Here is a 13778-nt window from a genome sequence, read left to right on the forward strand (position 1 = left end):
ATCCCTGGAGAATCCACATGATCGGCCTTGTTCCGGCCGCAGGCGCGGGCAGCCGCCTCCGTCCCTACACCGACACCCTGCCCAAGGCGCTGGTGCCGGTCGACGACGAGCGGACCATCCTCGACATCACCCTGCGCAACTTCGCCGAGGTGGAGATGCGCGACGTGGCGATCATCGTGGGCTACTGCGCCGACGCGATCCGTGAGCGCAAGACGGCGCTGGAGCGCCGCCACGGCGTCACCCTGCACCTGGTGGACAACCCCAAGGCCGAGACCTGGAACAACTGCTACACGGTGTGGTGCGCACGCGACCTCTTCAAGGAGGGTGTGATCCTCGCCAACAGCGACACCATCCACCCGGCCTCGGTCGAGCGGACCCTGCTGGAGGCCAACGCCAAGCTCGCTGCCGAAGGCCGCCAGCCCGGCATCCTGCTCGCCCTCGACACGGTGAAGAAGCTGGCCGACGAGGAGATGAAGGTCACGGTCGACCCGGAGCTGGGCGCCCGCCGCATCACCAAGCTGATGGACCCCGCCGACGCCACCGGCGAGTACATCGGCGTCACGCTGATCAACCCCTCAGCCGCCGACGACCTCGCCTCCGCGCTGCAGGCCACCTTCGAGCGCGACCCGCAGCTGTACTACGAGGACGGCTACCAGGAGATGATCGACCGCGGCCTGCGGATCGACGTCCAGCCCATCGGACAGGTCGACTGGGTCGAGGTGGACAACCACGACGACCTCGCGCGCGGCCGGGAGATCGCGTGCCGGTACTGACCCGACTGGTCCCCTCGCCGCTGGTGGTCGATGTGCGCTGTGGCGCGCTCGACCACCTCGGCCAGGTGCTGGCCAACCCCGGCATCGCCTCCACCGGCCGGATCGCCGTCGCCGTCAGCAACGGCTCCGGCGCCGCCATGCGGGAACGCCTCGCGCCGCAGCTGCCGGGTGCGGCCTGGTTCACGGTCGCGGACGGCACGCTCGACGCGGCGGTCAAGCTGGCCGACCAGATCAAGGGCGGCCACTACGACGCGCTGGTCGGCCTCGGCGGTGGCAAGATCATCGACGTGGCGAAGTACGCCGCGGCCCGCGTCGGCCTGCCCGTCGTGGCCGTCGCGACCAACCTCGCCCACGACGGCCTGTGCTCGCCGGTCTCCACCCTCGACAACGACGCCGGCCGCGGCTCCTACGGCGTGCCCAGCCCGATCGCGATGATCGTCGACCTCGACGTCATCCGGCAGGCCCCGGCCCGCTACGTCGCCGCCGGCATCGGCGACGCTGTCTCCAACATCTCCTGCATCGCGGACTGGGAGCTGTCGCAGCGCGAGACGGGCGAGGTCGTGGACGGTCTCGCGGCCGCCATGTCCCGCACCGCAGGGGAGACGATCCTGCGCCACCCGGGCACGATCGCCGACAACGACTTCCTGGTCGCGCTCGCCGAGGCGCTGGTGCTCACCGGCATCTCCATGAACGTCGCGGGCAGCAGCCGCCCCGCCAGCGGCGCGTGCCACGAGATCAACCACGCGCTCGACATCCTCTACCCGGACCGCAAGGCGCAGCACGGCGAGCAGTGCGGCCTCGGCGCCGCGTTCGCCACCTACCTGCGCGGCGACCTGCCCGTGGCCGGGCAGATGGTCGACGCCCTGCGGCGCCACGGCCTGCCGGTGACGGCCGACCAGATCGGCTTCTCCGAGGAGGAGTTCGTCCAGGCCGTCCACTTCGCGCCGCAGACCCGCCCGGGCCGCTACACCATCCTGGAACACCTCGATCTCTCCCCCTCCGCCATCCGGGACGCGTACTTCTCCTATGTCAAAGACGTCTGCTCCTGAGCGGGGCACCGCCATGAACACGAGCAAGCCGACCCTCGCCGAGTTCCGCGCCGTCGCGCACCCGGAGGGGCTGCTGGACCGCCGTTCCGGCGAGCACTGGGCCGGTCGCCTCTACATGCGGCGGATCTCCTCACGGGTGACCCGCCACCTGATCGACGCGCCGGTCACGCCCAACCAGCTGACCTGGCTGATGATGGTCGCAGGCGTGCTGGCCGGGGCCGTGCTGCTGGTCCCCGGGCTGTGGGGCGCCGTCCTGGGCGCGCTGCTGATCCAGGTCTACCTGGGTCTGGACTGCGTCGACGGCGAGCTCGCCCGCTGGCGCAAGCAGACCTCCACGACCGGCGTCTACCTCGACCGCATCGGCCACTACCTCTCCGAGGCGGCCCTGCTGACCGGCTTCGGCCTGCGCGCGGCGGACCTCTTCCAGCAGCAGGGCGCGCGCGCCTGGCTCTGGGCCTTCCTCGGCACGCTGGCGGCGCTCGGCGCGATCCTGATCAAGGCGGAGACGGACCTCGTCGACGTCGCCCGGATCCGCCGCGGCCTGACGGCCGTCGACGACTCGGCGTCGGTCCCGCGCGCGGCGGGCGTTGCCAAGGCGCGGAAGGTCGCGTCGGCGCTGAAGTTCCACCGCCTGATCGGCGGCGTCGAGGCGTCGCTGGTCATCCTGGCGGCGGGCATCGCGGACGCGATCCAGGGCGACCTGTTCTTCAGCCGTCTCGCGGTGGCGGTCCTCGCCGCGATCGCGCTGCTGCAGACCGCGCTGCACCTGCTCAGCATCGTCCTCTCCAGCCGACTGCGGTGAGTGTCATGACAGACTCCAAGGAACTGAAGCTCGGCGCGGTGGTCATCACCCAGGGCACACGCCCGGTCGAACTCAAGGCTCTGCTCGACTCCGTGGCCGCGCAGCGCGGCCCCGTGGTCGAGGTCGCGGTCGTCGCCAACGGCGCGCCGCTGCCCGAACTCCCCGAGGGCGTGCGCGGCGTCGCCCTGCCGGAGAACCTCGGGATCCCCGGCGGCCGCAATGTCGGCATCGAGGCCTTCGGTCCCGACGGCCGCGAGGTCGACGTGGTGCTCTTCCTCGACGACGACGGCCTGCTGCCGCTGGAGGACACGGCCGAGAAGCTGCGGGAGGCCTTCGCCGCCGACCCGAAGCTCGGCATCGTCTCCTTCCGCATCGTCGACGAGGAGGGCCTGTCGCAGCGCCGCCACGTGCCGCGCCTGCGTGCCGCGGACCCGATGCGCTCCTCGCGGGTGACGACCTTCCTCGGCGGCGCGAGCGCGGTGCGCTCGCAGGTCTTCGCGACCGCCGGGCAGCTGCCGGACGTGTTCTTCTACGGCCACGAGGAGACCGACCTGGCCTGGCGCGCGCTGGACGCGGGTTGGGAGATCGAGTACCGCTCGGACGTCGTGCTGCGCCACCCGCGCACGCTGCCCTCGCGGCATGCGACGTACAACCACAACATCGCGCGCAACCGTGTCTGGCTCGCCCGCCGCAACCTGCCGGCGATCCTGGTCCCGGTCTACCTCGGCGTCTGGCTCCTGCTGACGCTGGCGCGCCGCCCCTCGGGCGAGGCCCTGCGCGCCTGGCTCGGCGGCTTCGCCGCGGGCTGGCGCCAGCCCGCGGGTCCGCGTCGTCCCATCCGCTGGTCGACGGTGTGGCGCATGACGAGGCTCGGCCGGCCGCCGGTCATCTGACCCGGCTGTCCGCCGTCGAACCGCGCCCCCGGTCTCCCCGCACAAGGAGGCCGGGGGTTCGTCGTCTCCGTGGCACAGTGGCGTCGTGGTGACGCTGACGACCGATCGACTTCTGCTCCGTCCTCCGGCCGAGGACGACGTCGAGCCTCTGCTGGGGATGAACTCCGACCCCGAGGTCATGCGGTACATCGGAGACGGTTCCATCGGCCCGGTGGATCGGGCGTCGACCGTCGCGATCGTGACACGGGCGCGGCAGGCGTGGGCCGAGCAGGGGTTCGGCATGCTGTCGGTGATCACCCGGGACGGCGGGGAGTACGCCGGGTGGGTCACCCTCGCGGTGCCCCGGTTCCTGCCGCAGATCCTGCCCTCCGTCGAGATCGGCTGGCGGTTCCGGCGCGCCTCGTGGGGCCGCGGCTACGCCACCGAGGCGGCGGCGCCCCTGCTGGCGTTCGCCTTTGCGGAGGTGGGGCTCGACAGGGTCGTGAGCATTCGTCACCCGGACAACGACCGGTCCGGTCGGGTGATGGAGAAGCTCGGCCTGCACTTCGTCGAGGAGGCGGTCGTGCCGGGGCACGGCACGCGCGTCGTCGTGAATGCCGTCACGCGCGAGGAGTATGCCGCCGCCCGCGGGTGACCCCCTTCCCACCGGTGCTTCCGGCTTGTGCTTCCCGGTTGTGCTCAGACGAGGACCGAGCCCCCGGCGACGTCGAGCACGACGCCGCTGATCCAGGCGGCCGAATCCGCCGCCAGGAAGAGGGCGGCCAGGGCGACGTCCTCCGGGGTGCCGAGGCGGCGGACCGGGTGGGCGTCGACCATCGTGCGCTGTATCTCCTCGGGAATCCGGCGCTGGTTGCGCTCCGTCAGGATCGTCTCGGGGGCGATGCAGTTGACCCGCACCCCCTGCGGGCCCGCCTGGACGGCGAGCTCCTTGGTGAGCAGCTCGACGCCCGCTTTGGCCGCCGCATAGGCGGCGGGGGTGTGCTGGGTCGGGCGGCGGGCCGCGGCGGAGGAGAGGGTGACGATGCTGCCGTGGCCGCGCTCCTTCATGCCCGGCAGGAAGCTCTTCACCGTCAGGAAGGTGCTGGTCAGGTTGGTGTCGACGGTGGCGCGCCAGCCCTCCTCGCTGATCTCCTCGATGGGCCCGGGACGCACCGGGTTGCCGCCCGCGTTCGCGACCAGGACCTCGACCGGGCCGAACTCCGCCTCCACCCGGCCCCGCAGGGCCTCGATCTGCTCGAAGCCGGTCAGCTCGGCGGGCACGGCCAGCACGTCCGCGCCCGTCGCGGCGATCTTCGCCCGGACGGACTCGAGCGCCTCGACGTCGCGGCCGTGTACGACGACCCGTGCACCCTCGGCGGCGAAGAGCTCGGCGATGGCGGCGCCGATCCCGCGGGAGCTGCCGGTGACCAGCGCGACCAGGTTCTGAAGGGCGTTCATGGCTCTCCTGACGATGAGGGATCCGGGGGAGTGAGTGTCAGGCCGCGGGCGGCGTCGGTGGCGCGGGCGGCGTGCGCAGGCTCAGGTGTATCCCGACCAGCCGCCGTCCGGGGCCGCCGGTCAGGAGGAGCGTGGCGCGGAACGCGCCGTCGGTCGGCCGGCCCTGGTATGTCCCGGCCTGCTCCTGGGTGCCGATGATCAGGGCTGTGCCCGCGACCTCCCGGACCTCCTCGTCCGGCGCGAAAGTGAACGCGGAGTAGTGCAGGCCGTCGGCGAAGCGCCGCAGCCACTGCTCGCGGTCGAGCACGAACCCGAAGGGGCCGACGCCGCGGAACTCCTCGTGCAGCAGGCCGCCCAGCGCGGCGGAATCGCCCTCGCGCTCGGCCGCGGCCCAGGTGGTGAGCCAACCGGCGACCGTGTCGGCGCCGGAGAGAGTGCTGCTCATGATCGGTCTCCTGTCCCTCGCTGTCCGCTGTCCTGCAACGGCTGTCCCGCTACCAGAAACGTAGACCTCGAATGCTTAGATGTCAAAGGATTAGGCGTCTACGCATCCTGGTACCCTCCCGGTATGCAGACGCCGCAGCCCCCGATGCGCCCGCCCACCGGTCTCCAGCTGGGCCAGGCCGCCCGCGTGGTGAGCCGGGCGTTCGACGACGCCCTGGAGCGGGCCGGAGGTTCGCTGCCGGTCTGGCTGATCCTGCTCAACCTGAAGATCGGGCGCCCGGGCACCCAGCGTGAGCTGGCCCAGGCCGTCGGCGTGCGCGAGGCCACGCTGACCCACCATCTCAACGCGCTCGACAAGCGCGGTCTGATCTCCCGTCACCGCGACCCGGACAATCGGCGCATCCACGTGGTCACCCTCACGGAGGAGGGCGAGGCCGCCTTCCTGCGCATGCGCGAGGCGGCCATGGCCTTCGACGAGCAGCTCAACGACGGCCTGACCGACGTGGAGCGCGCCCTCCTCGCCGACCTGCTGAAACGCCTCGCGGCCAATGTCGGCCCGGAGGGCGAGGGCGCTCCGCCCTGGGCCGGTCTCGCGGAGCGTCCCGCGGGCTGAGCCGCTTCCTCAACTCATCGGTTGACAATGCTCGGGATCGGCGTAGCGTTGTTATCAACCAATCGGTTGAGAAAGGGGCCGGGAAAGGACGACGGTGGCCGACGACCAGCTCTCCCGGGCGTTCACCGCGCTCGCCGATCCGACCAGGCGGGACATCGTCGCCCGCTTGTCACTCGCGGACGCCACGCCCGGCCAGCTGGCCGAGCCGTTCGCGATGTCGCTCCAGGCGGTCTCCAAGCACCTCAAGGTGCTGGAGGAGGCCGGGCTGATCAGCCGGACCCGCGACGCGCAGCGTCGCCCGTGCCATCTGGAGACGGCCGTGCTCGACGAGATGACCGCCTGGGTCGACCGCTACCGGCGCAGCGCCGAGGAGCGGTTCCGGCGCCTGGACGCCGTGCTGGCGGCCATGGACGACGACGTGCAGGACGACGAGCTCCAGGACAACCACGAGGACCAGCAGGACGAGGACGAAGGAGCGCCATCACCATGACCACGCGACCGGTCCACGAGACCGCCATCGAGGCCGACCCCCAGCTGCCGACCATCCGCATCACCCGCGAGTTCGACGCGCCCGTCGCCAAGGTCTTCCGCGCCTGGATCGACCCGGAGCTGGTCGGCCGCTGGCTCGGGCCCAAGGACCTCACCACCGAGTTCGACACCTGGGAGCTGCGCACCGGTGGCCACTACCGCTACCGTCAGCTGCGCGGGGGCGAGCAGGTCGCCGCCTTCTACGGCTCCTTCCACGAGGTCCGCCCCGACAGCCGCGTGGTGCAGACCTTCACCTACGAGGGCGTTCCGGACGGCGTCGCCCTGGACACCGCCACCTTCGAGGACCTCGGCGACGGCCGCACCAGGGTCACCGTCCTCTCGCTCGTGGAGTCCCTGGTGAACCGCGACATGATCCTGGCCAGCGGCATGGACCGCGGCGTGATCGAGGGCTACGAGCAGCTGGACGAGGTGCTCGCCGGGCTCGACTGACGGGGTGCGGGGTGCGGGGGTGTCCGGCCGGGCCGGGGCGGGGCGCCCCGGCCCGGCCGCCGGATCAGCCGTTGTTGGCGAGGTCGGCGATCGAGACCAGGTGGTACTTGTCCGCCGTGGCCTTGGTGACCACGATCGCGTCCTTGTCCTGCGCGGAGGACTGGTCGAGGACCGTGAGCGGCGCGGGCACGGCCTTCTGCAGCGCCGCGTACACGTCCGCGGAGGAGACCGCGGTGGTCTTGGGGTCGAAGTACACCAGCAGCGCGCCGCTGTACTCGGGGATCAGGTCGATCGACCCGTCCTTCAGCCCCGGGACGTAGGTCTCGCGACTGCCGATGTTCAACCGCGTGGTGACGTTGGCGCCCTGCGCCTGCAGGGCCTTCGCGTAGATCTCCGCGAGCAGGACGCTCTCCTGGAAGTTCGCCGAGCCGATCTTGATCGAGACGCCCTGGGCCGCCGTGCCGGTCTTGTTCAGGCCCTCGGAGGCCAGCCAGCCCTCGGCGACGGCCGCCGGGTCCTGCTTGTCGGTGATGACGTGGACGTCCAGCTGGGCGAGCGTGTTGGTGTCGAGCTTGTCCGAGACCGACTTGAGCGTCGAGGTCACACCCGGGGTCGCCTTCGCCTTGTTGATCAGCGGCAGCACGTTCTGCGCGGCGTAGAGGTTCTTCGGGTCCTGCAGGACGACGAAGCCGTTCGCCTGGATCGAGGGGTCGGTGGTGAAGATGTCGCCCGCGTCGATCTGACCGTTCTTCAGCGCGTTGATGGTCAGCGGCCCTCCGGCGTCGAGGGTCTTGTAGGAGCCGAAGGTCACCCCGTAGACGCGCGCGAGGCCGGGGATCCCGTCCGTGCGGGTCTTGAACTCCGGCGAGCCGCCCAGGACCAGCTTCGACGCGATCGTCGTGCCGCCGCCTGACGCGCTGCTGCCACCGCTGGCCGAGAGCCCGTTCGCACCGCTGCTGCCACTGCTGCCGCAGGCGGCGAGCGCCATGGCGCAGACCGCGACGAGGGCCGACGTGAGTGCCTTCTTCATCGTTCGTTCTCCTGGGAGATGGGGGCGGGGAGTTGGGGGAGACGGGGGAGTCGGGCGCAGGCGACCCGGCCTCATGCGGTGTGCGTCGAAGGCGGCGCGTCGGCCGTGGCCACCGGGTCGCCGACCAGCGTCCGCCGCGGGAATCGGCCCGAGACGCCGCGCGAGACCGTGTAGCGCTGGGCCAGGGCGAGCACCAGGTCCGCGGCGACCGCGAGCAGCGCGACCAGCAGCGCGCCCGCGTCCCGCTCGGCGAAGTTCTGGCTGGCCTGGCCGTCGTAGACGAAACGCCCGAGGCCGCCGAGACCGAGGTAGGCGGCGACCGTCGCCGTCGCGATGACCTGCAGCGTCGCGCTGCGCACGCCGGAGAAGACCAGCGGCAGCGCGTTCGGCAGCTCGACCCGGCGCACCACCTGGCCGCCGCGCATGCCCATCCCGGCCGCCGCGTCGCGCACGGCCGGGTCCACGTTCTCGACACCGGCGACGGTGCTGGCCAGGATCGGCGGGATTGCCAGCAGGATCAGCACGATCTCCGTGGGCAGCAGGTAGACGGTGTCGCCCCGGCCGTGGATGTGCGGGGCCAGCATCACGTAGAGCAGGATCAGCAGGCCGACGACGGGTAGCGCGCGCACCGCGTTGGCGACGGTGACCAGCCACCGACCGCGCCCGGCGTGCCCGATCAGCAGTCCGACCGGCAGGGCCAGCGCCGCGGCGACGACCAGCGCGATCAGCGCGTACTGGAGGTGCGACCAGAGCTGGTCGAAGATGCCGCCCGGGGCGGTCCAGTTGCCGGGGTCGTTGAGCCACGCGATCACGAGCCGCTCACCGCCCGCCGCCACGGGGTCGCCAGCCGGGTCCCGCCGACCACCAGCAGGTCCAGCGCCAGCGCCAGCAGCACGCACAGCACGATGCCGAGCGTGATCGGCGGGTAGTAGGGGCTGCCGACCGAGAGCTGGAAGCCGGTGGTGAACAGCTGCCCGAGGTTCGGGACGCCGATCGTGCCGGCCACGGCCACCAGGCTGACGTTGGCGACGACGGCGACGCGGACGCCCGCCGCGATCACCGGAACGGCCAGCGGCAGTTCCACCTTCAACAGCCGCTGACGCCGGGTCAGGCCCATCGCCGTCGCCGCCTGCGCGACGTCCTCCGGCACCGCGCCGAGCCCGTCGGCGACGACGCGGACCAGCAGGGCGACGCTGTAGACGGTGAGGGCGACCGCGACGTTGATCGGGTCGAGGATCTGGGTGCCGATGATGTCGGGCATCGCCACGAACAGGGCGATGGAGGGGATGGTGTAGAGCAGCCCGGCCGTGGTGACCAGGGGCGGGTAGGTCCACCGGTAGCGGCGCGCCACCCAGCCGAGGGGGAGCGCGATCAGCAGCCCGGCCACGACCGGGACCGCGGACAGCCAGGTGTGGTACCAGAGCCAGTTGAGCACCTCGTCACGGTGGTCGCTGAAGTACCCGAACATGCCGAACGGCGAGGAGTCCTGGGCGAGCAGCGAGTCGTGGAGCGGCATCAGGAGGCCTCACTCTCTGCTCCGCCGGGCCCGACGTCGCCCGTGAACGGCGGGTCGGCCGCGGCGCGCTGCTGCTCGATCCGGGTGAGCACCTCCGAGGCGGTGACGGTCCCGAGCAGCCGTCCCGCGCCGTCGACGATCACGCCGCGGCCGCTGGGGGAGGAGAGCGCGGAGTCCAGCGCTTCGCGCAGGGTCGCCGTCTCGGAGGCGAGCGTGCCGCCGAGGTTCAGCTCCGGCGCGGTGACCGGGCCCGTCGGCTCCGCCTCCGCGAGCCGGTCGGTGCGCAGCCAGCCCTGTGGCCGGTCCTCGGCGTCGGTCACCAGCACCCAGCCGTCCTCGGCGGCGTCGTGGGCCTCACCCCGGCCGCTGCCGAGACGGACGGCGTGCTCCTTGCGGACCGGCAACAGGCCCGCCTCGGCGAAGCCCAGCGCGCGGTAGCCGCGGTCACGCCCGACGAACCCGGCCACGAAGGTGTCCGCCGGATCCGACAGCAGCTCGGCGGGCGGCGCCAACTGCGCCAGGTGACCGCCGACCTGGAGCACGGCGACCCGGTCGCCGAGCTTGATGGCCTCGTCGATGTCGTGGGTGACGAAGACGATGGTCTTGCCGAGCTCGCCCTGGAGCCGCAGGAACTCGTTCTGCAGCTGTGCGCGCACCACCGGGTCGACGGCGCTGAACGGCTCGTCCATCAGCATCACCGGCGGGTCCGCGGCCAGCGCCCGCGCGACACCGACGCGCTGCTGCTGCCCGCCGGACAGCTGGGCGGGATACCGCTTGGCGAAGTGCGCCGGCAGGCCGACCCGCTCCATCAGCTCCAGCGCCCGGCGGCGGGCCTGCTTCTTGTCGGTGCCGAGCAGCTCGGGCACGGTCGTGATGTTGTCCACCACGGTCCGGTGCGGGAACAGCCCGGCGTGCTGGATGACGTAGCCGATGCCGCGCCGCAGCTCGTGGGTGGGGACGGTCGCGGTGTCACGGTCGTCGAGCCAGATCCGGCCGCTCGTCGGCTCGATCATCCGGTTGATCATCCGCAAACTGGTGGTCTTCCCGCAGCCCGAGGGCCCGACGAGCACGGTGATCTCCCCCGAGGGCGCGACCAGCTCGAGGCGGTCGACTGCGAGCGTGCCGTCGGGGTACTTCTTGCTGACGGACTCGAACCGGATCACGAGGCCGCCCCCTTTCCCTTTCGGCCGGAGACAGGTGCGGACACCATCGAACTGTCCGCGACGTCGTCAGCGCGGGCGGCGCGCTGGAGGCTGTAGGCCGTCCGGGTGAAGCGCGCGGCCGGAAAACCGGAGGAGGGCGCGCGGTCGCCTGCGGCACCATGGCGCCTGTGAACCCCGCCCTGCTCGGCCTCGCCGAGAACCCGTCCCTCCCGGCCGACCTGCTCGACCGTCTGGTCCTGACGGCGGACGACGAGCTCGCGAGCACGCTGGCGCAGCGTCCCGACCTGAGCGACGAGCAGGTCCGCGCCCTGGCGGCCCGCTCGGAATCCGCCGCCGTCGCGCTCGCCTACGCGGGGCGGCTGACGGCGGAGGACGTCGACCCGGCCGTGCAGCCCTTGGCGGCACTCGCCCTGCTCGACGAGGGAAGAGGGCTTCCGCAGTGGGCGCGCCGCCTCGCCGTGGACCCGGCGGTCGAGCATCGGGAGAAGCTGGCCGACTGCCCCGGGCTTCCGGCGGACGTGGCCCGCAGGCTCGCCGACGACCCCGAGGTCCGGGTCGTCTCCGCACTCGCCTACCGTGCTTCGGGACTCCTCGCGGCGGAGCTGGCGCGGCATCCGCACGCGGAGGTCAGACGCTTGGTGGCCGCCAACGAGGAGACACCGCCGGAGCTGCTGCACGCTCTGCTGACGGGGGACGGCTTGCCGCCCGCGCGTTCCTGCCACGTCTGTGACCGGGAAGCCGTTCCTTTCGTCCATGCCCCGGACTGTCCGCGCGACGACTGCGAACTGCTGCCCGGCGACGCCTGTGACGGCTCCCACCAGTCGACCGTGCACGCGACGCAGTGGCAGGCCCTGCACAACCCGGCGACGCCTCCGAAGGCGGTGGCCGTTTTCGCGGACCACCCGTCAGCGCTGCTGCGAGAGCTCGTGGCCGCCCGCGAGGGCCTGCCGAGCGAGGTCTACGAGCGGCTGGCCGCGGACCCGATCCCCGTGGTCCGAGCGGCCTTGGCCGGGAATCCGTCGATCGACGACGCCCTGATCCGGCGCATGGCCGACGACGACGGTCACGACGTTCGGCGGTCCCTGGCTCACCACCCACGGCTTCCGCTGGACCTCCTGGCCGACCTCGCCCGCTCGACGAAGCTCGGGTCCCCGCTGCTTCCACGCGTCGAGGCGGCGACCCCGACGGAGGTCGCCGCGCTCGCCCCGGCGGCCGACCCGACCGTGCGCATGCTCGTGGCGCTCCGCCGCGACCTGCCCGATCCGATCCGGGACGCGCTCGCGTGCGACCCGGACGCGAAGGTCGTCAAGGCCATCGCCCCGCACCCGGGTCTCTCCGAGGCTCAACTGATGGCCGTGATCGACCGTCACGGGCCCCGGGTGGCAGCCAAGGCGGCCACGAACCCGGACGCGACCCCCGCCGTGCTGGAGCGTCTGAGCCGGCAGCCCGCCTCCGCGCGAAAGGCACTGCGTGCGATCGCCCGGCACCCGCGCGCGACCCTGCCCGCCCTCCTCGCCTGCCTCGCGGACCGCGACGCCCGCTCCGTCGCCGCCGGTCGCCCCGAACTCCCGCTGGACGTCGTCGCCGGGCTCGTGAACGACGAAGCCTGGGGCGTCGCGCACGCGGCCGCCGCGAATCCGTCCCTCCCGGTCGAGGTGATGCGGTCCCTCGTGGCCTGAGACCCGGGCGCTCGACCTGGAGGGCGGATCCGGACCGGCTCAGTTGATCGGCTGCTCGGGCGCGAGCAGGTGGGAGAGGTCCTGGACGATGTTGTTGCCCAGGTTCTGCGCGTTGAGGTCGGTGGTGGGCGAGTTGGTCACGGACACCGCGATCGACAGGTGCTTGCGCGGTAGGTAGGCCATCACGGCCGCGTAGCCGGAGAAGGAGGGGTTCTGGATGACCCAGCCGTTCACCACCAGCACGGACACCCCGAAGTGGTTCTCCTCGGTCTGCGGCAGGCAGACCGTGGCCGGGCACCTCTTCGTCGGCGTGCCCAGCCCGATGGTGCCCGGGTCGAGCAGGGTCTTGTAGCCCTTCTTCGACAGGGTCTGCCCCGAGCCGATGCCGGCGCCCGAACGGGCCAGGTCGCAGATGTTCTGGTTGATGACCGCACCCGGGGCCGTCGTCCAGGAGGGGTTCCAGAAGGTCGACTCCTCGTACTCCCCCCGCTCCGCGGTGAAGGCGTGCAGCACGGGCCTGGGGATGTCGGGGGTGTAGCTGTTCGACGTCGCCCGAAGCCCCAGCGGGCGGTAGATGCGCTGCTCCAGCAGGTGGTCGAGGCGGGTGTGCGTGATCCGCTCCAGCGCCTCACCCAGCAGCAGGAAGTTGGCGTGCGAGTAGCTGAAGTTGGTGCCGGGCTTGTAGAGCAGCACCCTCGGGTTCGCGTAGTGGAGCAGCTCCGCGGGCGTCCAGTGCTTGAACGGCTTCGCCTCCAGCACCGCGAGGAAGCGCGGATCGGTGACGTAGTCCCGGAAGCCGGAGGTGGTGGTGGCGAGCATCCGCAGCGTGATCTCTCGCGAGTGCGGGATCTCGGGCATCCAGCGTGACAGCGGGTCGTCCAGGCGGACCCGGTGCTCGTCGACGAGCTGCAGCAGGATCGTGCCCATGAAGGCGATGCCCACGGAGCCCGTGCGGAAGCGCATGTCGGGGCGGGCCGGGACGGAGGTCATCGACGGGCCGATCGCGCCGGTCCACAGGTCGCGGCCGTGCTCGGTCACCCGGGCCACCACTGCCCGCAGCTTCAGCTCGCGCCGGTCCTTCCTGATGACCTCCTCGATGGCGCGGCCCTGGCCACGGGCCGGCGTCGGGGAGGCGACGCAGTCGGGCCCGCGACGCGGGGCGGCGTCGGCGGAGCCGACGGTCCCGGCCAGGAACGGGGTGGAGGACAGCAGCACAGTGGCGGCGCACAGCAGTGCGGTTCGTTTGCGAGTCATGACTCACCATGTCCGCACCGTGTTCGAAAATCGGTGCAGGACACATCGGCATGCACTCCGACGGCGGAACCTGCGGACGGCGGGACACAGCTCTGGCTTCGGCGGGCCGAGGCGGACCGGGGCGGACAGTGGCGGGGCTCGCCCCGG

16 protein-coding genes are annotated in these 13778 nt (G+C 72.0%); 9 read left to right on the forward strand and 7 right to left on the reverse strand.

Going from position 1 to position 13778, the window contains the following annotated elements:
• The first annotated feature begins 17 nt into the window (after nucleotides 1-17).
• From TR49_RS05895 to TR49_RS05915, 5 genes are all read left to right on the forward strand, one after another.
• Nucleotides 18-773, forward strand: coding sequence for a phosphocholine cytidylyltransferase family protein (locus TR49_RS05895; RefSeq protein WP_042378039.1), 756 nt, complete (start codon nucleotides 18-20; stop codon nucleotides 771-773).
• Nucleotides 761-1822 (forward strand): iron-containing alcohol dehydrogenase family protein, encoded by a 1062-nt coding sequence (locus TR49_RS05900; RefSeq protein ID WP_042378040.1) that lies wholly within the window; start codon nucleotides 761-763, stop codon nucleotides 1820-1822. The genes TR49_RS05895 and TR49_RS05900 overlap by 13 nt, the downstream gene beginning before the upstream one ends.
• A gap of 13 nt (nucleotides 1823-1835) precedes the next feature.
• The gene (locus TR49_RS05905; RefSeq protein ID WP_042378042.1) at nucleotides 1836-2624 is read left to right on the forward strand and encodes a CDP-alcohol phosphatidyltransferase family protein; all 789 of its coding nucleotides are present in this window, start codon (nucleotides 1836-1838) and stop codon (nucleotides 2622-2624) included.
• A 5-nt stretch (nucleotides 2625-2629) separates the two neighbouring features.
• On the forward strand, nucleotides 2630-3517 hold the full coding sequence (locus tag TR49_RS05910; RefSeq protein WP_174501553.1) for a glycosyltransferase family 2 protein: 888 nt from the start codon (nucleotides 2630-2632) through the stop codon (nucleotides 3515-3517).
• Nucleotides 3518-3602: 85 nt separating this feature from the next.
• Nucleotides 3603-4151, forward strand: coding sequence for a GNAT family N-acetyltransferase (locus TR49_RS05915; protein ID WP_042378044.1), 549 nt, complete (start codon nucleotides 3603-3605; stop codon nucleotides 4149-4151).
• A gap of 44 nt (nucleotides 4152-4195) precedes the next feature.
• Here the strand turns inward: TR49_RS05915 and TR49_RS05920 are convergent, their stop codons facing one another.
• Nucleotides 4196-4954 carry an SDR family NAD(P)-dependent oxidoreductase gene (locus tag TR49_RS05920; protein WP_042378045.1) on the reverse strand — a complete coding sequence of 253 codons (759 nt, stop codon included), beginning with the start codon at nucleotides 4952-4954 and terminating at the stop codon, nucleotides 4196-4198.
• Between the two features lie 37 nt (nucleotides 4955-4991).
• Complete coding sequence (locus tag TR49_RS05925; RefSeq protein ID WP_042378047.1) at nucleotides 4992-5399, reverse strand: nuclear transport factor 2 family protein; 408 nt, start codon at nucleotides 5397-5399, stop codon at nucleotides 4992-4994.
• 123 nt (nucleotides 5400-5522) lie between these two features.
• Here TR49_RS05925 and TR49_RS05930 point away from each other — a divergent pair, with 123 nt between their 5' ends.
• The 3 genes from TR49_RS05930 to TR49_RS05940 all read left to right on the forward strand — a co-directional run bounded on the left by TR49_RS05930 (nucleotide 5523) and on the right by TR49_RS05940 (nucleotide 6989).
• Nucleotides 5523-6011, forward strand: coding sequence for a MarR family winged helix-turn-helix transcriptional regulator (locus tag TR49_RS05930; protein WP_042378048.1), 489 nt, complete (start codon nucleotides 5523-5525; stop codon nucleotides 6009-6011).
• 94 nt (nucleotides 6012-6105) lie between these two features.
• Nucleotides 6106-6501: an ArsR/SmtB family transcription factor gene (locus tag TR49_RS05935; RefSeq protein WP_042378050.1), complete on the forward strand. Its 396-nt coding sequence runs from the start codon at nucleotides 6106-6108 to the stop codon at nucleotides 6499-6501.
• Complete coding sequence (locus TR49_RS05940; protein WP_042378052.1) at nucleotides 6498-6989, forward strand: SRPBCC family protein; 492 nt, start codon at nucleotides 6498-6500, stop codon at nucleotides 6987-6989. Before TR49_RS05935 ends, TR49_RS05940 begins: the two co-directional genes overlap by 4 nt.
• 64 nt (nucleotides 6990-7053) lie before the next feature.
• Here TR49_RS05940 and TR49_RS44900 read toward each other — a convergent pair whose 3' ends face one another.
• The 4 genes from TR49_RS44900 to TR49_RS05965 all read right to left on the reverse strand — a co-directional run bounded on the left by TR49_RS44900 (nucleotide 7054) and on the right by TR49_RS05965 (nucleotide 10698).
• Entirely contained in the window at nucleotides 7054-8019 is a 966-nt protein-coding gene (locus TR49_RS44900) for a glycine betaine ABC transporter substrate-binding protein (RefSeq protein WP_052434043.1), read from the reverse strand.
• Between the two features lie 71 nt (nucleotides 8020-8090).
• Nucleotides 8091-8831: an ABC transporter permease gene (locus TR49_RS05955; protein ID WP_042378413.1), complete on the reverse strand. Its 741-nt coding sequence runs from the start codon at nucleotides 8829-8831 to the stop codon at nucleotides 8091-8093.
• Nucleotides 8828-9535, reverse strand: a complete 708-nt coding sequence (locus TR49_RS05960) for an ABC transporter permease (protein ID WP_236653239.1) — start codon at nucleotides 9533-9535, stop codon at nucleotides 8828-8830. Before TR49_RS05960 ends, TR49_RS05955 begins: the two co-directional genes overlap by 4 nt.
• Entirely contained in the window at nucleotides 9535-10698 is a 1164-nt protein-coding gene (locus TR49_RS05965) for an ABC transporter ATP-binding protein (protein WP_042378054.1), read from the reverse strand. The genes TR49_RS05960 and TR49_RS05965 overlap by 1 nt, the downstream gene beginning before the upstream one ends.
• Nucleotides 10699-10865: 167 nt before the next feature.
• Here TR49_RS05965 and TR49_RS05970 point away from each other — a divergent pair, with 167 nt between their 5' ends.
• Nucleotides 10866-12377 (forward strand): hypothetical protein, encoded by a 1512-nt coding sequence (locus TR49_RS05970; protein ID WP_042378055.1) that lies wholly within the window; start codon nucleotides 10866-10868, stop codon nucleotides 12375-12377.
• Between the two features lie 39 nt (nucleotides 12378-12416).
• Here the strand turns inward: TR49_RS05970 and TR49_RS05975 are convergent, their stop codons facing one another.
• A complete protein-coding gene (locus TR49_RS05975) occupies nucleotides 12417-13631 on the reverse strand; it encodes a serine hydrolase domain-containing protein (protein WP_052434045.1) in 1215 nt (404 codons plus the stop codon).
• Nucleotides 13632-13778: the final 147 nt, after the last annotated feature.

This window comes from Streptacidiphilus melanogenes (assembly GCF_000787835.1).
GTDB lineage: Bacteria > Actinomycetota > Actinomycetes > Streptomycetales > Streptomycetaceae > Streptacidiphilus > Streptacidiphilus melanogenes.